Below are 18,654 nucleotides of genomic sequence, written 5' to 3' on the forward strand. Positions count from 1 at the left end.
CAAACTTTTATCCAGAACGAAAAGGAAATCCCATCCTCCCGCCGAATACCTATACGTTCACAAAAGGAGTGATAACATTGAACCAAAAACAACTAAGCACTATAAATGAAAAAAGCTGGAATACAGCTGCTTATGAAGCTTGGACGAATCGCCATGGGGCACCGGAGGATTATGCGAAAAAAATCATGGAAGATCCCACACGCGAAGTAGCACATTATTTACCTTACATACAATCTCCAAAAGGAAAATGTATTATTAATTTACTCGGCTCAAAAGGAAATAAAGCTGTTGCTCTCGCTCTTTTAGGCTCTGACGTAACAGTTGTTGATATTTCAGCAAGTAATGCAAAATATGCAAATGAACTTGCGGACGCAGCAGGTGTCTCTATCCAGTATGTCGTTTCTGATGTATTAAATGTGCAGCTCTCCGAATCATTTGATATCGTATTGCTGGAACTTGGTGTACTCCATTACTTTCTAGATTTAAAACCACTCTTTCAAAAAATTGCTCCTTTACTTAAGCGAGATGGAATGCTTATCCTTCGTGACTATCATCCTGTTTACACGAAATTATTAGGAGTCGACCACCCATCATTTCAGGCCAATGGAAATTATTTTGATGAAGAATTGATTGAAGATGATGTTGCTTATAGCATCCTTCTTACAGAAGCACAGAAAGAATCGCTACCTAAAACAACCATCCGTCGCTGGACGCTAGGAGAAATTATTACAACACTTGCGGAAGAACATTTTAAAATCGAAAAACTAGTTGAAGAACATGGATCTCATCAAAGATGGGTCTTTCCTTCTACTGCACCAGAAGGAATCGAAGAACGTATCCCTGGTCTATATACAATAATTGCGACAGCATGCAAAAAAGGATCCCTTCACGGATAGGATCCTTTTTGCATGCTCACGCATATAAGTTGAGGTTGGAGATTACCATAATTCTGTAGAATAGGACACAAGATATTTCAACATTTCGTCTCTGACTTACGTCGTCAAAAAGGGGTATGACCAACATAACGAAGAGTAATGTTTCCAGTTGATACTGATAATCGTTATCAACTAATTAGAAGTATACATGATGTCATTTCAAATTTCAATAGCATTTCTAATATTTATTTATGAATTTTATGATATGCAAATGTATACATTTTAAGAACTTTTTCTAATATCAATCTGACTCCTTCCATTATCTGCTATAATTTTCATTGAACAGATTAATAACTTCATAATAATGTTTTTATTAATTTTGTTTTAAATATCTATAAATCATAATAAATAGTTTAAATGAGGGTAGGGGTAACGATGAAATATGTTAGTATTCGAAAAAAACTACTGTTCACACTCTTAAGCATTTCTTCTTTATTTAGCATTGCTCTTATTGTTATTCTTTCATTCGCCATGAATCAAGCAAGTGAAATCAAAACGTTAAAAAATGATGTATCAAAAAGAGCGACGATTTTAAAAGAACGTGGCGATTGGTTCCAAGCACAAGTTGCTGGTTTACAAGAATATTTGCTATCACATGATCAAAAAGGATTAGATAAGTTCAATCGAGAAGGGAAAAAATTAGCTGATACTAGAGAGAAAGTAACAAGTGACAAGAAGCTCCCAGAAGGAATGAAAGAAGCTATTTTAATGGGGGGAAAATGGCGTAGCGTCATAGATAATGAGGTACTACCTCTTGCGCGTGAAGGAAAATGGGACGAAGCATCCAAAATTGCTTTAGCACAAACAGATTATGTAAATGATCTTTTAGGTCGTTTTAATAAATATACAAATGAAGAGAATGAGAAACGTGACGCATTAATTGCTGATGTCGAGTCTTCTTCATCACTTATTCAATATATTATTTTCTTCTCACTCATTACATGTACATTAACGTCTATCTTATTAGCATGGTGGTTCTCTGGTAAACTCGTTAAACCAATTCGACAAATTGATGAGAAGTTAAAAGAATTAGCTTCTCAAGATGGAGATTTAACGGCTAGATTACACGTAACAAGTAAAGATGAAATTGGTGACATTGCAAATTCCTTTAATCAAATGCTCACTAACTTACAGCATATAATAAAACAAGTTCAACAAACATCAACAAGTGTAAAAGAAGCTTCCGAAAATGTATTTATCGAAACAACCGCTTCTATGGAAAATACCGCAAGAACCCAAGAAACTATGAATGCTCTTGAACACAATATTCGTTCACAAGTTTCTAGCATTGAAGAAAGTTCAACCGCAATGGATGACATGGCAACGAGTGTTCAGCGTATCGCTGAGTCCGCCTCTTCTGTTACTAGTTTAGCTGTCACAACTTCAGAAAAAGCAGATGATGGGAATAAAGTCATTGAGAAATCTATTACACAAATGCATACAATTAACGAAGCTGTTAACGCTACATCACAAGTAGTTGAGCGACTCATTACACATACAAATCATATAGATACTGCACTTCAATCTATTTCGAATATCGCCGACCAAACAAATTTACTCGCTTTAAATGCTTCTATTGAAGCAGCTCGTGCTGGTGAACATGGAAAGGGATTCGCTGTTGTTGCCGATGAAGTTCGAAAACTTGCTGAACAATCTCAACTAGCCGCAACTGACATTAACCATTTACTTCATCAAATTCAAGCTGATACAAAAATAGCAAATGACATGATGACACAAGGTCAAACAGAAGCTTCTGAAGGAATTACGGTTATTCGTACCGCCGGATCTTCATTCTCAGAAATTGTTAACCACATTAACAAAGTCTCTACACAAATGCAAGAAATGTCTGCAACTGCTGAAGAGATGGCTGCAAGCTCTGAAGAAATGAACGCAGCTTTAAATAATATCGCTTCTATTTCAAACGAAGTTGCTGCAGAAACATCACAAACAGCGCATTCGGCTGGTGATCAAGTAAACAAAATGAGTATCGTGGCTAAAAAATCATCTGAAATGAAAACAATCGTACAAGAACTTGAAGTTCTCGTCTCTCATTTCAAAACAAACGCTTAAAGTGAAAATGACACGAGCTCAAAGGTATAGGAATGAAAGTTTTACAGGCTCTCTTTTTTCACTTTAAAATATCTCTTTCTATCTCTCATTCCGTCTGCTATAATTCCTAAAGGAAATAAGAAAGCTTTATTCCAACTGGAGTAAAGCTTTCTTTCAATTTTTTACATTTATTAATTCTAATACTAAGATTTCACAAAGGAGGCTTTTAATCATATGAATTTTGTAAGTATCAGAAAAAAACTTATGTTCATGATGGGAACGATTTGCGCTTTATTTGGTATCGCCTTAGCATTTATTTTATTTTTTGCTATTGACCAATCTCGTAAAGCTGAAACATTACAAAAAGAAATTTCTCCACTGGCAACAGAATTGAAAGAGCGTGGAGATGCTTATCAAGTACAGCTATCTGCTTTAAGAGGTTATTTACTACAACATGATCAAGTCGAATTAGACAAGTTTAATGAGATGAGTAAACGTCTTGAGGATTCAAAAGATAAACTTCTTTCTAATCCAAATCTTTCTTCGTCCGTAAAAAGCACAATGGAATTAGGGTCTACTTGGAGAAAGTTCGTTGAAGAAAAAGTATTCACTCTTGCAAAAGAACAAAAATGGGAAGAAGCTTTACAAGTAGCTTCTTCAGAAAACGGAACGGTCTATAAAGTAATTGGTGACTTCACAAATTACAGTAATGAACAAGCTAAATTACGTGAACAATCTATTGAACAAATTGATCAATCTTCACTAGGAATTGAATATGCAGTCTTTCTATCACTTGTTATTTGTATTGTCGTTGCAATTATTCTTGCATGGTGGTTCTCTGGTAAACTTGTGAAACCAATTCAACAAATTGATACAAAACTAAAAGAATTAGCCTCTCAAGAAGGTGACTTAACGGCACGTCTACAAGTAAATAGCAACGATGAAATAGGTGCTATCGCAACATCATTTAATAAAATGTTAGAAAACCTACAACATATTATTAATCGTGTTCAAAAAACATCAGTGGAAGTACAAACCGCTTCTGAAAATATGCTAGAAAAAACGAATACATCACGTGAGGCGACATTAAGAGTCCAAAGCTCGATGTCCAACTTAAATGCAAGTATTCAATCACAAACTTCTAGTATGGAAGAAAGTTCAACTGCAATGGATGATATGGCAGTAAGTGTTCAGCGCATTGCTGAATCTGCTTCATCTGTAGCGGAACTTGCTGTTGCCACATCTGAACATGCTAGCGATGGAAGTACCGTTATCCAAAAATCTGTTTCACAAATGACAACAATACACGAAGCTGTAAATGCTACGTCAGAAGTGGTTGAACGTCTAATCACTCATACGAAATATATTGATACTGCTGTACAATCTATTTCTAATATTGCTGAGCAAACAAACTTACTTGCTTTAAATGCTTCTATTGAGGCAGCTCGTGCTGGGGAGCAAGGAAAAGGATTTGCTGTCGTAGCTGACGAAGTTCGAAAGCTTGCTGAACAATCTAAAACAGCTGCAACAGACATTAATCAATTACTACATCAAATTCAAAATGATACAGAAACTGCTAGCTCTATGATGTCTCAAGGCCGTTCTGAAGCATTTGAAGGTATCAATGTTATTCGTGAAGCTGGTACTTCTTTCACAACAATTGTGGAACAAGTAAATAAAGTATCTACTCAAATGCAAGATATATCAGCAACTGCTGAAGAAATGGCTGCAAGTGCTGAAGAAATGAATGCTTCACTTAATAACATCGCTTCTATCTCTACTGAAGTATCGAGCGAAACTGCCGCAACGGCACAATCTGCTGAACAGAAAGTTATTGTTATGAATGAAATGGCAGTAACTGCTGGAAAAATGAAACAAACAGTTGAAGAGTTAGATCAACTCGTATCTCATTTTAAAACAGAATAGATGTTCAAAAAATATCCCTTCTTTGAAAGAGGGATATTTTTTTGAGCTCATTTCCTGCACATTATGCTCATTTCCGTTATAATGAGAATCGATATCATTAAAGTGTAGGAGGGGCTGCTTATGTCACAAGAAGCATTTGAAAATAAATTACTTGCCAATTTAGAGGCTGTTATTGACCCTGAACTAGGTGTTGATATCGTTAATCTTGGATTAGTTTATGATGTTACAGCAGATGAAAATAATAATGCTGTCATTACGATGACTATGACTTCTATCGGTTGTCCAATGGCTGGGCAAATCGTATCAGACGTTAAAAAAGTATTATCAACAAACGTACCTGAAGTTAATGAAATAGAAGTAAATGTCGTTTGGAATCCACCGTGGTCGAAAGAACGTATGTCACGTATGGCGAAAATCGCATTAGGTATTCGCGACTAAATAAAGTGGAAATTTCATCATTTGCGGATAGCGGGATAAAGAAAAGACCTGACTAGGATGTCAGGTCTTTTCTCTTATTATTTTACACCTACTGCATCATAAGCTTTCGTTACAGCTTGTACAGCTTTAGAGTTTTTACCATATAAATCTTCAGCTGACTGAAGAGCAGCTTGACGCATCATTTTGAAGTCAGAGTTTGCAGTTAAATATTTCGTAAGAGCACGGTAGTAAATTTTTTCTGTCGCTTCACGGCCCACTCCAGTTACTTTCACGCCGTAATGATCTCCGCCTTCAGATACTAAATATGCAGCTTTATTGTTAATACTGCTGTTAATATGAACACCACCATTATCAGCTGTTCCAGTATAACGTTTACTATAGTGATCTGGGTAACCTTCACTTGGTTTTAATGGATTTGGAATAGACGCTGGATCTTTAAGAGAGCGAAGTGCATCACCAGGTTTATCAGGTGTATAAATATCAGCACCTAAATCCCAGCTCTTCTTCTCAACCATAACACCCATAATATCAGATAACGATTCATTTAACGCCCCTGACTCATTTTTGTAAACAAGGTTTGCTGTATGTTCAGTTACAGCATGCGTTAATTCATGACCGATAACATCAAGTCCAGCAGATAATGGAATGAACGTTTTTCCATCGCCATCACCGTACATCATTTGCACACCATTCCAAGCTGCGTTATTCCAGCTCTCCCCTACGTGAACAGTTGAAATAAGCTTCGCACCTTTATCATCGAAAGAGTTACGATTAAATGTCTTTTTGTAGTAATCATATACTTTTCCTGCATTTACATGCGCATCAACTGCAGCTTTATCTTCGAAGAACTTAGATTTACTTTCAACTTCTTCTCCTGTATATCCAAGCCATTGTGAGAATAAATTAAACCAGTTCTCGTCCATATTTTCTGCATCAAATGTATGAACACCTTGTCCTCGTTTACCATCAAACAAGTTGAATTGTCCTGTTTTCGTATCTTGAGCAATTTCAAATGATTGTCTAGCACCTAATACTCCGTAACCAAATCCAGTAATGTTATCTACAGCGTTATATTTCTCAATAACATTTCCATTCGTTGCATCAACAAAATAATGCCAATATCCTGGAGCTGGTTTTGAAATCGATGCCTTAACTAAGTATGCAAGGTAGTAATTACCGTCCTTTTCATATACAAATAAATCTTTTTTCACACCGTCATAACTCTTTACTTTACCAATTTCTTTCTCAATATCTGCCTTTGCAATTGTTTCTGCTTGTTCCGCAGTAATGCTTGCAGCTGCAGGAATATTTTTATCATCTAAATTCGGAATAACTTGTCCGAAGAATGCTTTTACATTATTCTCTTTATCAAGTGTAACAGTTTGATCAGAACCGTACACAGGAATGTTATTATGTTTCTCAACTAGCTTCACGTGTGTCGTATCAGATTCAGCGTCTTTTTCTTCCCCAACGATATTAAAATGCTTTTCAATATTTCCTGCTAATTTAAACATATCTTTCTTACTCTCTAAGTATTGAAAGACTGTCTCTTTTTTATCTAGTCCTTCCGGTGCTTTCCATTCTTCACCTATGTATGCAGGTGTTTTAAATTCTTGATGATATTGAATTTTTTGTTCTTCCGCTTTCGTTGTCGTTGCCCCAAACGCTCCAAATCCCCCGGCGATAACAGTTAACGCTAATGCTGATGAAATGACTTGCTTTTTCACTATAACATTCCCCATTCCCATAAAGATTTTTGACACTTTTATACAATTCTTATTTTCCCAGCCGATACCTCTACCAAAAATTTGAGAAACATTTTTCAGACAATTCCAATCAAAAAAAGAGGACATCTATCGGATGTCCTCTTTTCTATAAACCTTTTATTGTTTTTTCAATTCAATTGCTAAATAGTGTGATTGCTCTTTCGCTTGAATGTGAATATCTTCTTCTACAGATTCTGCTGCATCCCGCATAACAAACGTTTCACCATTTATTACACTGCTTCCTTCAATTTGTACAAGGTATAATTGACGGCCTTCTTTCACTGGAAAATGAATTTCTTTTCCAGCCTCTAATGATAAAGAATATAAATTCGCATCTTGGTGAATTTGAATTGGTGCATTTCCTTCTACTGAAGATACCATATGGAACCATTCATTTTCACGCTTGCTCCAATCAAATTTAAACTCACCATAGTTTGGTTTATGATCTGCGCGGTCTGGTAAAATCCAAATTTGTAATAAACGCAGCGTTTCATCGCCTAAATTATGCTCGCTATGAAATACACCCGTGCCAGCACTCATATATTGAACATGTCCACGCTCAATTGTTCCGCGATTTCCCATGCTGTCTTCATGTGTTAAAGCACCATCTACAACGTAAGAAATAATCTCCATATCACGGTGCGGATGCATATCAAAACCAGTTTGCGCCGCTACTAGATCATCATTAATAACACGTAACGCTCCGAAGTTCATGTTATTTGGATTATAGTAATTGGCAAAAGAAAAATGAAAATGTGTATTTAACCAACCATGATTTGCTCTGCCCATATTTTTATGATCAACTTTTCTAAACATATCCTTCACCTCATACTATCTCGAATTCGAGATTTATTTTAAAATTTTTTCTTACTGTAACTTTTTTAATAGTGTTAATAACTGCTTTTGTTCCTCTATATTTAAATTATGAAACTTCTCTGCTTGGAACGTTTCTTGAGGTGGGACGATTTCCTCATATAAAGCTCTTCCCTTTTCTGTTAAAGAAATATATTTCGTAGTACCCTCTTGTTCACGCAAAATCCACTCAAGCTGCTCCATTTTATTTAAAAGCTGCGTTACATTTCCTTTCGTAACAAATAGCTTATTTCCAAGTTCTTGTTGCGTTAAACGATTATGTCCTCCAACTTGAGCTAACACATCAAACTGGGCGGCAGATATATTCCATTTTTTCAAATGCTGATTCGTCTCACGAATACTCTTATTATAAAAGCGTGACAAACGAAACCATAATAGTAGCCCTAGTCTATCTTCTGTTTTCATTTCATCACCTCGCTTGTTTCATATCATTAGTTTAGAACTAAACTTAATAAAAGTCAAATACTTATTTTTAATAAGCACAAAAAGCACAGCGCTATTTCTCCACTATGCTTTACATTAACTTTCTACTCTTATATTCATCTAATTTCCTCTCCGCGAACTTCCTCGCATCTTTTTCAATCCACCGCTCTTCGTACCGTTCACTTCCCACATACAATATATCTCTCTTATGCTGCATCGCATGGCGGAATTCATGCAGTAGCGTTTTGAGAACTTGATCATACTCTTCCCACATACAAACGAAAATTAACTGCTTTTCTTTATGATAAAAACCACCTACTGGGAATAGGAACTCTTCTTCCTCTTCCCCTAATGATAGAAGCACATCATTTGCATCACACGTATCACAAAAAATAACGGGCGTTTTACATACTCCAATAAGAGAAAACAAATCCTCTCTCAACTTTTTGACATCCCAAGGAAGCTCCGAATCCAACACATACCAATTCTCTACCTGTTGATATACATTTTGAAACTGGAGTTCCATTTCTCTTTATTCCCCTTTCCAAGCACCCTTTTTCTATATGTATGCCACAATATGGTAAATATTAAACGTATTCTTTCATCCTTGAAAAAATGCCAATAAAAAAGGAATCTACGTCGACATAGATTCCTTTTCTGTAATCACTTTTTTTTCATCATTTTTTTTAATACAAAATAACCAATTGCACAAACAATAGCAGCAAGTGCAAAATATTTCACATATGGCCCCGCAACTTTATTAATACTTTCCCACTCTGTTCCTAATTTAAAACCTAAATATACAAACACAATTGACCACGGAATAACAGCTAATGTAGTTAGCGTAATAAACTTAGCATGTGACATTTTCGCAATACCCGCTGGTATCGAAATAGCATGACGCACAACCGGAATAAAACGTGCGGTAAAGATAACGCCAGTTCCATAACGATTAAACCAATCTTCAGCATAATCAATATGTTTCTTCTGGATTAAAATATATTTTCCATATCGCTCAAGAACAGGTCTTCCTCCATATCGACCAATCCAATAAATGAATAGTTGTGCAATTACACCACCAATTGTACCGAACGCGACAGCGCCCCAAAATGTAATGCTTCCTGTTGATACTAAATAACCTGCATAAGACAATACGATTTCACTTGGAATAACCTCTAGCATTAATCCAAGCATAATTCCCCAATAACCAAGTCCTTCTAAAAAAACTAAAACCGAATGAATCAACTCTCCTAACATCATTTACCTCTCTTTACTGTTTTCATTACAAAAATAAAAGTACAAGCAGGAAATATCTTGTACTTTTATTTTTTTCAATTTAGTTAGTCTTCGTATCCCACTTAAAGATTTTATTTAAGAATTTATATACATTCTTCGACTCTTTTGTCAGAAGTGGGCCTAAAATGGATAGTATAAGCACGTATAGTGCTGAGAATGGTTTCAGTACTGACATTAAGCCACCGGCGATACCGATATTAGCCATAATGATGGAGAACTCTCCTCTTGAAACGATTGTTAATCCGATATTTGTTGATGCTTTATGAGATAATCCAGCTTGTCTTCCTGCGATCATTCCTGCTACAAAGTTACCGATTATCGTAAGAAGGACAGCACCTAACGTTAACCATATCGCTCCGCCTAATGAGAACGGATCAATACTTAACCCGAAGCTGAAGAAGAAAATAGCTCCGAAAAAGTCTCTAAATGGAACAACAAGATGTTCAATTCGGTCACTATGCTCTGTCTCAGAGAAAACTAATCCTAGAAGAAGTGCTCCAATTGCTTCTGCAACGTGAATTGTTTCTGAAAAACCAGCAATGAAGAATAAAGAAGCAAATACTACAATAATAAAGATTTCATCTGAGCTAATATTGAGCAATTTATTTAATAACGGCGTAGCCTTTCTAGCTACTATAAAGAATAGAAGCATATATCCTAAAGCAATTCCAATTGAAGTAAGGGCACCTAAGAAGGAAGCGTGATCTCCAAGTACTAAACCAGAAACAACTGATAAATATACAGCAAGGAATATATCTTCAAACATAATAATTCCTAAAATTAATTCGGTTTCATTATTACCAGTTCTTCTTAAGTCCACTAACACTTTAGCAACGATAGCGCTAGAAGAAATCGTAATAATACCCGCAATAATTAAGATTTCTAGTAATGGGAATCCCATTATAAATCCGTATAACAAACCAAGTGAAAAGTTAATTAAAATATAAATCGTTCCGCCAATCGCAATAGAGCGTCCAGATTTAATTAGTTTTTTCATTGAAAATTCTAATCCTAGATAGAATAGAAGGAATAGAACCCCAATCCGTCCAAGGAAGGAAATTACACTTGCACTTTCAATAAATTTGAGATCGATAACACCTATTGTCGGTGCATGCGGTCCTACTAACATTCCAAGAACGATTAGAAAAGGAATTACTGAGAATTTAAATTTTCCAGCAATTACTGCTGCAATTGCCACTAAAACTAAAGCTGTACCAACTTCAAAAATTAACGTATCCATCTAATCAGTCCCCCCTATTTGAAAGTAATTCATTAATGATTTTTTTTATTTCTTCTCTCTCACCTGAAACTACAAGCATATCTCCTTCTTCAATTACTGTTTCTGGTCCTGGATTAAATAGCTTCTTCATGTTCTTCTTCATAACTGCGATTATGGTTACGCTATATGTTTTTCTTATTTCAAGATCGCCAATTGTTTTTCCGATTGCTGGAGCTGTATTCTCCACTTTGAACCACTCAATCGCTAAACCTTCAAAAACCATCTCAACATTTTCTAACGCCCTAGGCTTATATACCATTCCACCTAATATTGCCGCGATTTGTCTTGCCTCTGAGTCACGTAGTGAAATACTTGAGATGCTTTCTTCATGGTCTGAATCAAAATGATACATTTCTCTACGACCATCATCATGAATGACAATTACCATCTTTTCATTACCTTTTGTAACGATTTGAAACTTATAACCAATACCCGGAAGTTCACTTTCTCTAATATTCATTTTTAGCTCCTCCATAACTTATTTATTTTAATTTTCTGTTTTTCTGTCTTTTATTCATCCAATCAGCTTTAGAAATTCTAACCACTCAGGATATTTGTGATTTGGAAATCTTTTATTGTAATAATAAGTGGACCCTAAAAAGATACTTAAAGATGTAATGATAAAAAATATATTACTTCTCATTTTCAAACTCTCAAGGCTTACTTTCCATAAAGAATCTTCTTTCAAATTATCCCCACCTTCTCGCTTTACATTTAGTTTTTTAAAATGTAAATAATTCTAAAAATATTACGATGTAACATAATCATAACACAAAAATGACTTAAGTAACATAATTTTTTAGAAAAATTGATTCTCGTATATTTTTTGCATATAATTTTCTTATTACGAAAAAAAGGAAGTGTATTATATGGTTGATATCTTTAGCAGATTCCTTGAGGTAACGAATAATATTTTATGGTCATATATTCTTATTGCAATGCTAATCGGCTTCGGTCTTTACTTCTCTTTTAAATTAAAATTTGTCCAAATTACTCATTTCAGTGAGATGGTCAGCTTAATTAGTAAAGGGTTTAATCGAAAAGAAAAAAAGAAAGATAGCATCTCCCCATTCCAAGCATTTTGCTTAAGTGCAGCAGCACGTATCGGTATCGGGAACTTAGCCGGTGTAGCATTAGCAATTTCAATGGGTGGACCTGGCGCAATATTTTGGATGTGGTTTATCGCCATTATCGGAGCAGCTACTAGTTTTGTAGAATGTACACTTGCGCAAATTTATAAAGTAAAAGATGGAAGTAGGTTCCGTGGTGGACCAGCATATTACATGGAAAAAGGGTTAAACAAACGCTGGATGGGCGTCTGGTTTTCACTTCTTATTACAGTTGCGTACGGATTAATTTTCAATTCAGTGCAAGCAAATACAGTAACAATAGCGTTTGAAAATGCTTTTGGACTAGAGCGAACAATCGTAGGAGCTCTATTAGCTTTATTAGTTGCAGTTATTATTTTTGGTGGCATTAAGAGCATTTCACGTATTACAGAAATGATTGTTCCGCCAATGGCAATCGTTTATATCGGCGTGGCTATTTTTGTCGTTATTAACAACTTCAGTATGTTACCAAGCATTTTCATGGAAATCTTTAACGGTGCATTCGGTTTAGACCAAGCTATCGCTGGTGGTATTGGAGCAGCAATCAAGTTCGGAATTCAGCGCGGTTTATTCGCTACGGAAGCAGGAATGGGTAGCTCTCCTAATGCAGCCGCAACATCTGATGTATCTCACCCTGTAAAACAAGGGCTTGTTCAAGCGTTAGGCGTTTTCGTAGATACATTCTTAGTATGTACATCAACAGCATTTATTGTATTATGTTCTGGGCTTTACAAAGGATCAAATTTAGAAGGTATCGAATTAACACAAAACGCATTAAGTTCACAAATTGGACCGTGGGCAAGCACTTTCTTAGCGATTATTATTTTCCTATTCGCTTTCAGTTCACTTCTAGGAAACTACTATTATGGTGAAACAAATATCGCATTCATTAAAGAAAGCAAAACATGGCTAATGATTTATCGCGTTGCAGTTGTCGGAATGGTATTCTTCGGATCAATCGCTGCTCTTAAAACAGTTTGGAGTTTAGCTGATTTATTCATGGGACTAATGGTATTCACAAACTTAATTGCCATCTCATTCCTTAGCAAATTTGCTTACGCTGCATTAGTAGACTATTTGAAGCAAAAGAAACAAGGAAAAGATCCTGTCTTCGTTGCAAACTCTATCCCTGGCTTAAAGAATACAGAGTGCTGGGATGGGCAGGATGTAGAAGAAAAACAAAAAGCCGTTTAATAAATAAAAGCGGAAGTGGCTCGTTCAGAACAGGAGGGTGTTGGAACTCCTTCATTTGAGGCGCTTTTTGCCTCAAATGAAGGAGTGAAACAACCGACTGGTCTAGTCACCGGAGCTGGATATTAATTAAAAGCGGAGGTGACTTGCTCAGAACAGGAGGGCATTGGAGCTCCTGACGAAGAGGCGTTCTTTGCCTCACAGGAAGGCGCGAAATGACCGACTGGTCTAGTCACCGGAGCTGGATATCACTAAAAGCACAAGCGGCTCGTTTAGAACAAGAGCCATATCTCAAACAAAGGCCCTATTACTTCACCGTAATAGGGCCTTTTATTTACAAGAGTTCATAATTTGTTCAAATTAATTCCAGCAAAAGGGTTGATTTATAGAGATTACTATATTATAATTATTATAAATTAGTAATTGATATCACATAACAACTCAAAAGGAGATTGATCATAATGAACAAACAAGTAATCGAAGTATTAAACAAACAAGTAGCAGACTGGAGCGTTTTATTCACAAAACTTCACAACTTCCATTGGTACGTAAAAGGACCTCAATTCTTCACATTACACGAGAAATTCGAAGAACTTTACACAGAATCAGCTACTCACATCGATGAAATTGCAGAACGTATTTTAGCAATTGGCGGCAAACCAGTAGCAACAATGAAAGAATACTTAGAACTATCTTCTATTCAAGAAGCAGCATACGGAGAAACTGCAGAAGGGATGGTCGAAGCAATCATGAAAGACTACGAAATGATGCTAGTCGAACTGAAAAAAGGCATGGAAATCGCTCAAGACTCTGACGATGAAATGACATCTGACCTACTACTAGGCATCTACACAGAACTAGAAAAACACGCTTGGATGCTACGTGCGTTCTTGAATCAATAATAATTAAAAGCGGAAGCGGCTCGCTCAGAATCGCAGGGCATTGGAGCTCTCGACCTTGAAGCGCTTTTTGCTTCGAGCGAGAGAGCGAAATGACCGGAGATTCTAGCCGCTGGAGCTGGATATTACTTTAAAGCGGAAGCGGCTCGTTCAGAACAGGAGGGTGTTGGAACTCCTGATTACGAGGCGCTTTTTGCCTCGAATGAAGGAGTGAAACAACCGACTGTTCTAGCCGCTGGAGCTGGATATTACTTTAAAGCGGAGGTAGCTTGCTCAGAATGTGAGGGGGATGGAGCTTTTGACGTAGAGGCGTTCTTTGCCTCGCAGGAAAAAGCGAAGCCACCGAACATTCTAGCTACCGGAGCTGGATATTATTTAAAGCGGAAGCGGCTCGTTTAGAGTCGCTTTTTTATGTAATGGTCGCACTTAACGGTACACGAAATTATATCAACGATTTTTCAAATATATCGATCATAACTCGCAATATATCAACGATTTTTTCATTATATCGATCATTACCCGCAATATATCAACGATTTGACAAAGGATATCGATTTGCCGACAAATCACGACAATATCAGCGCCCCTCTCCCTTACTTTTATCAATATATTACAATCTCATCTATGTTAAAATATAGGAAACACCCTTTAGCTTTTCCAAATTCATCATTTACTACTTAAATGACGGGAGTGGTTCAGTTGAAAGACTACTTAATTAGAGCATTTTTTGCGTTAATAACAGTTGGGATTCTCTTACTTATAGCTAATATTTTCAATATACGTGTCGAGGTTAAGGACTATGCTTTCCTCGTTGTCGCAGCAATTGGTGGCGGCTGGGGTGGCTGGTACCTGTATAAAAAACAAAGCAATCAAAATGATAAAGGCATTCCAAAGTAATATGGAATGCCTCTTTTATTGCCTTCTGTAATAAATAATGAAATTCAGACCGCTAATACAACCAATCGCAATAAACATACAAAACGATTGTGGATCTCCACCTAGATTATAATCATCAACGATAAATCCGGACATAAACAACGTTATCGCGGAAACACCGATACACAATACCGAGATAAACCAAAGCGAAAATTCATTAATCAACTCTTTCTTCTGTCTCAAAACAATTAGCATAACAAGAATAGATGCTGCTAAAATACTTTTAAAAACCGGACGTAAATATACGAATTCCTCCATCTATTTCTCCTTTCCCAAAAACATTACATCTAAACATTAACATATTTAACCAAATTAAAAACACATGCCGTCTTACATTAAAACGACATGTGTTTCCGTATTTGCTATGATAGTTGCTTCCACTTCGTTCCCAAAACAGGACGCTCATAATTTTGGATTGCATGAATTAGTTTATCTGCTGTCTCAGCTGAAACGATCAATTCTTTATTCGATGGATTCATAAATCCTTCTTCCGCTGCACGTTCAACCATTTGCAAAATTGGTCCGTAAAAACCTTTTATGTTTAATAAACCAACCGGCTTATTATGTATACCAATTTGTGACCAACATACAACTTCAAATAGTTCTTCAAACGTTCCGTATCCGCCTGGAAGCGCGATAAAAGCATCCGCAAGCTCTGCCATTTTCGCTTTACGTTCGTGCATTGTTTCTACTTCAATTAATTCTGTTAATCCTGTATGTACAATTTCTCCTCGAAATAGACCGCGCGGCATAACACCTGTTACACGTCCACCTAAACGAAGAACCTCGTTTGCTACTTCTCCCATTAATCCGACACATGAACCACCGTATACGAGCTCATAGTCGTTCTCAACAAACATTTTACCTAACTGAATTGCCTGCTCTTTGAATTCTGGTCTCTCCCCTAAATTAGAACCTGCAAACACACAAATCTTTCTCATTCCTACACCCCGAAACTATATATTGTTATGATACAATGAACATTGTACAACATATTGAGGAGATGAGGAAGAAATGGATATCGTTGCATTTCAAAGATGGGTTGAGGAATTTTACGAAAAACGAAGCTGGTCACAGTATAATGCCTTTATTCGCTTAAATTTCTTAACCGAGGAAGTTGGGGAAGTTTCACGAGTCGTTCGTGCTATTGAAATTGGCCGCGATCGCCCTGATGAAGAGGCGAAAACAGAAGAAGAGCTAAAACAAGAACTAAAAGAAGAACTTGGCGATGTACTATCTAACCTTATTATTCTTTCGCAAAAATATGATTTAGACTTACAAGACATTATGGACGCACACGTCACAAAGCTTTCGAAAAGGTTCGAAGTATCTAAATGAGAATATTATCAATTATGGTATAATATTCTTGTCACAATACTAAGGGGGATTTTATGTTATCAAAAAAATTGCACGACGCATTAAATGAACAAATGAACTTTGAATTTTATTCTGCCCATGCTTATATGGCAATGGCTGCTTACTGTACAGCTGAGAGCTATGATGGATTCGCTAACTTTTTCCTTGTACAAGCTGAAGAAGAACGTTTCCACGCAATGAAGCTTTACAACTATATTAATGACCGCGGAGAGCGCGCTATTATTACTGGATTTGATAATCCGAATAACGAATACGAATCTGTATTAAACGCTTTTGAAGTCGCACTTGAGCACGAGCGTGAAGTAACGAAACGTATTTATAACTTATCTGATATCGCTTGGGACGAGCGTGAACATGCAACAATTACATTCTTAAAATGGTTCGTTGACGAACAAGTTGAAGAAGAAGCTTCATTCGATAGCATCATTCAAAAATTAAAACGTATTACAAGCGATTCAAACGCACTGTTTATGCTAGATGCTGAATTAGAGAAACGTACATTTACGCCTCCAGCTGAATAATACTTTTAATCACCTTAATGAATGGATTAAGGTGATTTTTTAATTTGTTCTTTTCTAAGCTCAATAACCTTAGCCATATCCTTCTTATAAAGCCCTGCAACCTTTTCAACAAAATCACTATGAGTAAAAGTACCCTCTCCCTCTTCTACTATGTTTAAGTACCCATGTGTAAATTTCAAAAATGCTCTAGCATCTTCTCCAGTTAAATGATTAATGTTATCTATAACCTCATCAAGTTCCTTTAAAATACCCTGTTCTTTCAACCTAATTCCTCCTCTCTATATTATTTATCATACAAAAACAAAAAAGTCGTTCATCCCTCTAAGCGAGAGATAAACGACTTCTTTATTATTTATTAAAGCATAACCCCAACGATAATCGCTGATAATATACTTACTAACGTTGCACCGTATACAAGTTTTAAACCGAATGATGATACAACGTTTGCTTGTTTGCCATCGATACTCTTCGTTGCACCTGCGATAATTCCGATAGATGAGAAGTTCGCAAATGATACAAGGAAGATAGATAAAATACCTACTGTACGAGCTGATAAATCACCAGCTACTTTACCAAGATCAAGCATTGCAACGAATTCGTTCGTTACTAATTTTGTTGCCATAATTTGTCCTGCTTGTAGCATCTCTGATGTTGGAATACCCATTACAAATGCTAATGGTGAGAAGATGTATCCTAAAATGCTTTGGAATGTGATTCCGAAAATTGAATCAAATACACCGTTAATTGCTGTAATTAATGCTACGAAACCGATTAACATCGCCGCTACTGTTACAGCGATTGAAAAACCAAGCATAATATATTCGCCTAACATTTCAAAGAATGTTTGTTTCTTGTCTTCTTGTAATTCTAAAATATCGTCTTCTTCTTTTACTTCATATGGATTAATGATATGAACGATAATGAATCCACTGAATAAGTTTAATACAAGTGCTGTTACTACATATTTTGGATCAATCATTTTCATATAAGAACCGACGATTGACATCGATACTGTAGACATTGAAGATGCACAAAGTGTGTATAAACGATTTTTCGGTAATTTGCTTAGTTGATCTTTTACTGTAATGAATACTTCCCCTTGACCAACGATTGCAGCTGCTACCGCATTATATGATTCTAGTTTTCCTAAACCGTTAACTTTACTTAATAGGAAACCGACTGCACGAATGATAATCGGTAAAACTTTAATATGTTGCAGGATCCCGATTAATACTGCTAAGAAAATAATCGGTAATAATACTGTTAAGAAGAATGGTGCTTGTCCATCGTTTGCTAGACCACCAAATACGAAATTAACCCCAGCTTCCGCAAATTTTAAAATAGCGCCAAATCCATCTGCGATCCCTTTTACTAATACGAATCCGACCTTTGTATTTAGTAAGAAATACGCAAGTACCAATTGAATGACAAGCATAAGTGCAATTGGTTTATATTTAATTTTCTTACGATCTGAACTAATAAGGAAACCTAGTACAAACACTACAAGTAAACCGACTAGAAACATTACGAACTTCATATGTGAATCCTCCACTTCTCCCACGAGTTATTGGTCGTATAACGTATAACGTATAACGAATGACGTCTGACCATTGTTGTTAAAAAAATTTAAAACCCC

21 protein-coding genes are annotated in these 18,654 nt (G+C 36.2%); 10 read left to right on the forward strand and 11 right to left on the reverse strand.

Going from position 1 to position 18,654, the window contains the following annotated elements; genetic code table 11:
• Positions 1-77 precede the first annotated feature (77 nt).
• The 4 genes from DN399_RS24865 to DN399_RS24880 all read left to right on the forward strand — a co-directional run bounded on the left by DN399_RS24865 (position 78) and on the right by DN399_RS24880 (position 5,348).
• On the forward strand, positions 78-896 hold the full coding sequence (locus tag DN399_RS24865) for a class I SAM-dependent methyltransferase (RefSeq protein ID WP_149150020.1): 819 nt from the start codon (positions 78-80) through the stop codon (positions 894-896).
• A 414-nt stretch (positions 897-1,310) separates the two neighbouring features.
• A complete protein-coding gene (locus DN399_RS24870) occupies positions 1,311-3,005 on the forward strand; it encodes a methyl-accepting chemotaxis protein (RefSeq protein ID WP_149150021.1) in 1,695 nt (564 codons plus the stop codon).
• 213 nt (positions 3,006-3,218) lie between these two features.
• The gene (locus DN399_RS24875) at positions 3,219-4,910 is read left to right on the forward strand and encodes a methyl-accepting chemotaxis protein (protein ID WP_006918787.1); all 1,692 of its coding nucleotides are present in this window, start codon (positions 3,219-3,221) and stop codon (positions 4,908-4,910) included.
• A gap of 120 nt (positions 4,911-5,030) precedes the next feature.
• Positions 5,031-5,348, forward strand: coding sequence for a metal-sulfur cluster assembly factor (locus DN399_RS24880; RefSeq protein ID WP_000076422.1), 318 nt, complete (start codon positions 5,031-5,033; stop codon positions 5,346-5,348).
• Positions 5,349-5,425: 77 nt separating this feature from the next.
• Here DN399_RS24880 and nprB read toward each other — a convergent pair whose 3' ends face one another.
• The 7 genes from nprB to DN399_RS24915 all read right to left on the reverse strand — a co-directional run bounded on the left by nprB (position 5,426) and on the right by DN399_RS24915 (position 11,445).
• Entirely contained in the window at positions 5,426-7,075 is a 1,650-nt protein-coding gene (nprB, locus tag DN399_RS24885; RefSeq protein WP_000745123.1) for a neutral protease NprB, read from the reverse strand.
• A gap of 156 nt (positions 7,076-7,231) precedes the next feature.
• Positions 7,232-7,930: a pirin family protein gene (locus tag DN399_RS24890; RefSeq protein ID WP_000488929.1), complete on the reverse strand. Its 699-nt coding sequence runs from the start codon at positions 7,928-7,930 to the stop codon at positions 7,232-7,234.
• A 51-nt stretch (positions 7,931-7,981) separates the two neighbouring features.
• Entirely contained in the window at positions 7,982-8,392 is a 411-nt protein-coding gene (locus DN399_RS24895) for a MarR family winged helix-turn-helix transcriptional regulator (protein ID WP_000845467.1), read from the reverse strand.
• A 109-nt stretch (positions 8,393-8,501) separates the two neighbouring features.
• Positions 8,502-8,936 carry a DUF3920 family protein gene (locus tag DN399_RS24900; RefSeq protein WP_000422806.1) on the reverse strand — a complete coding sequence of 145 codons (435 nt, stop codon included), beginning with the start codon at positions 8,934-8,936 and terminating at the stop codon, positions 8,502-8,504.
• 137 nt (positions 8,937-9,073) lie between these two features.
• Positions 9,074-9,667, reverse strand: a complete 594-nt coding sequence (gene uptA / locus DN399_RS24905; protein ID WP_000900214.1) for an undecaprenyl phosphate transporter UptA — start codon at positions 9,665-9,667, stop codon at positions 9,074-9,076.
• A gap of 79 nt (positions 9,668-9,746) precedes the next feature.
• Positions 9,747-10,946, reverse strand: coding sequence for a cation:proton antiporter (locus DN399_RS24910; protein ID WP_000380223.1), 1,200 nt, complete (start codon positions 10,944-10,946; stop codon positions 9,747-9,749).
• A 4-nt stretch (positions 10,947-10,950) separates the two neighbouring features.
• Positions 10,951-11,445, reverse strand: coding sequence for a cation:proton antiporter regulatory subunit (locus DN399_RS24915; protein WP_001026075.1), 495 nt, complete (start codon positions 11,443-11,445; stop codon positions 10,951-10,953).
• A 409-nt stretch (positions 11,446-11,854) separates the two neighbouring features.
• On the opposite strand from DN399_RS24915, the gene DN399_RS24925 reads away from it, so the two are divergent.
• From DN399_RS24925 to DN399_RS24940, 4 genes are all read left to right on the forward strand, one after another.
• Positions 11,855-13,288 (forward strand): alanine/glycine:cation symporter family protein, encoded by a 1,434-nt coding sequence (locus DN399_RS24925; protein ID WP_000227591.1) that lies wholly within the window; start codon positions 11,855-11,857, stop codon positions 13,286-13,288.
• A gap of 458 nt (positions 13,289-13,746) precedes the next feature.
• Entirely contained in the window at positions 13,747-14,187 is a 441-nt protein-coding gene (locus DN399_RS24930; RefSeq protein WP_001041895.1) for a Dps family protein, read from the forward strand.
• A gap of 207 nt (positions 14,188-14,394) precedes the next feature.
• A complete protein-coding gene (locus tag DN399_RS28495; RefSeq protein ID WP_255478086.1) occupies positions 14,395-14,583 on the forward strand; it encodes a hypothetical protein in 189 nt (62 codons plus the stop codon).
• 300 nt (positions 14,584-14,883) lie between these two features.
• Positions 14,884-15,081 (forward strand): hypothetical protein, encoded by a 198-nt coding sequence (locus DN399_RS24940; RefSeq protein WP_086388925.1) that lies wholly within the window; start codon positions 14,884-14,886, stop codon positions 15,079-15,081.
• A 15-nt stretch (positions 15,082-15,096) separates the two neighbouring features.
• Here DN399_RS24940 and DN399_RS24945 read toward each other — a convergent pair whose 3' ends face one another.
• Together DN399_RS24945 and DN399_RS24955 are read right to left on the reverse strand one after the other, a co-directional pair.
• A complete protein-coding gene (locus DN399_RS24945) occupies positions 15,097-15,378 on the reverse strand; it encodes a hypothetical protein (RefSeq protein ID WP_000390909.1) in 282 nt (93 codons plus the stop codon).
• A gap of 104 nt (positions 15,379-15,482) precedes the next feature.
• Positions 15,483-16,061 (reverse strand): LOG family protein, encoded by a 579-nt coding sequence (locus DN399_RS24955; RefSeq protein ID WP_001225751.1) that lies wholly within the window; start codon positions 16,059-16,061, stop codon positions 15,483-15,485.
• A 73-nt stretch (positions 16,062-16,134) separates the two neighbouring features.
• On the opposite strand from DN399_RS24955, the gene DN399_RS24960 reads away from it, so the two are divergent.
• Together DN399_RS24960 and DN399_RS24965 are read left to right on the forward strand one after the other, a co-directional pair.
• Positions 16,135-16,458 (forward strand): MazG nucleotide pyrophosphohydrolase domain-containing protein, encoded by a 324-nt coding sequence (locus DN399_RS24960; protein ID WP_000355758.1) that lies wholly within the window; start codon positions 16,135-16,137, stop codon positions 16,456-16,458.
• Between the two features lie 53 nt (positions 16,459-16,511).
• On the forward strand, positions 16,512-17,018 hold the full coding sequence (locus DN399_RS24965) for a ferritin (RefSeq protein ID WP_000949403.1): 507 nt from the start codon (positions 16,512-16,514) through the stop codon (positions 17,016-17,018).
• 26 nt (positions 17,019-17,044) lie between these two features.
• On the opposite strand, the gene DN399_RS24970 is transcribed toward DN399_RS24965, so the two are convergent.
• On the reverse strand, positions 17,045-17,281 hold the full coding sequence (locus DN399_RS24970) for a hypothetical protein (protein ID WP_000662911.1): 237 nt from the start codon (positions 17,279-17,281) through the stop codon (positions 17,045-17,047).
• 92 nt (positions 17,282-17,373) lie between these two features.
• Positions 17,374-18,555, reverse strand: a complete 1,182-nt coding sequence (locus tag DN399_RS24975; RefSeq protein ID WP_000673874.1) for a NupC/NupG family nucleoside CNT transporter — start codon at positions 18,553-18,555, stop codon at positions 17,374-17,376.
• Between the last annotated feature and the right edge of the window lie 99 nt (positions 18,556-18,654).

This window comes from Bacillus sp. AR4-2 (assembly GCF_008274865.1).
GTDB lineage: Bacteria > Bacillota > Bacilli > Bacillales > Bacillaceae_G > Bacillus_A > Bacillus_A cereus.

Excerpts from the sequence above, each read along its gene's own strand:
- DN399_RS24870 (WP_149150021.1), top strand. The coding sequence starts at position 1,311 with ATGAAATATGTTAGTATTCGAAAAAAACTACTGTTCACACTCTTAAGC.
- DN399_RS24875 (WP_006918787.1), top strand. The coding sequence starts at position 3,219 with ATGAATTTTGTAAGTATCAGAAAAAAACTTATGTTCATGATGGGAACG.
- DN399_RS24880 (WP_000076422.1), top strand. The coding sequence starts at position 5,031 with ATGTCACAAGAAGCATTTGAAAATAAATTACTTGCCAATTTAGAGGCT.
- DN399_RS24890 (WP_000488929.1), bottom strand. The coding sequence starts at position 7,930 with ATGTTTAGAAAAGTTGATCATAAAAATATGGGCAGAGCAAATCATGGT.
- DN399_RS24895 (WP_000845467.1), bottom strand. The coding sequence starts at position 8,392 with ATGAAAACAGAAGATAGACTAGGGCTACTATTATGGTTTCGTTTGTCA.
- DN399_RS24900 (WP_000422806.1), bottom strand. The coding sequence starts at position 8,936 with ATGGAACTCCAGTTTCAAAATGTATATCAACAGGTAGAGAATTGGTAT.
- uptA (WP_000900214.1), bottom strand. The coding sequence starts at position 9,667 with ATGTTAGGAGAGTTGATTCATTCGGTTTTAGTTTTTTTAGAAGGACTT.
- DN399_RS24910 (WP_000380223.1), bottom strand. The coding sequence starts at position 10,946 with ATGGATACGTTAATTTTTGAAGTTGGTACAGCTTTAGTTTTAGTGGCA.
- DN399_RS24915 (WP_001026075.1), bottom strand. The coding sequence starts at position 11,445 with ATGAATATTAGAGAAAGTGAACTTCCGGGTATTGGTTATAAGTTTCAA.
- DN399_RS24925 (WP_000227591.1), top strand. The coding sequence starts at position 11,855 with ATGGTTGATATCTTTAGCAGATTCCTTGAGGTAACGAATAATATTTTA.
- DN399_RS24930 (WP_001041895.1), top strand. The coding sequence starts at position 13,747 with ATGAACAAACAAGTAATCGAAGTATTAAACAAACAAGTAGCAGACTGG.
- DN399_RS24945 (WP_000390909.1), bottom strand. The coding sequence starts at position 15,378 with ATGGAGGAATTCGTATATTTACGTCCGGTTTTTAAAAGTATTTTAGCA.
- DN399_RS24955 (WP_001225751.1), bottom strand. The coding sequence starts at position 16,061 with ATGAGAAAGATTTGTGTGTTTGCAGGTTCTAATTTAGGGGAGAGACCA.
- DN399_RS24960 (WP_000355758.1), top strand. The coding sequence starts at position 16,135 with ATGGATATCGTTGCATTTCAAAGATGGGTTGAGGAATTTTACGAAAAA.
- DN399_RS24965 (WP_000949403.1), top strand. The coding sequence starts at position 16,512 with ATGTTATCAAAAAAATTGCACGACGCATTAAATGAACAAATGAACTTT.
- DN399_RS24975 (WP_000673874.1), bottom strand. The coding sequence starts at position 18,555 with ATGAAGTTCGTAATGTTTCTAGTCGGTTTACTTGTAGTGTTTGTACTA.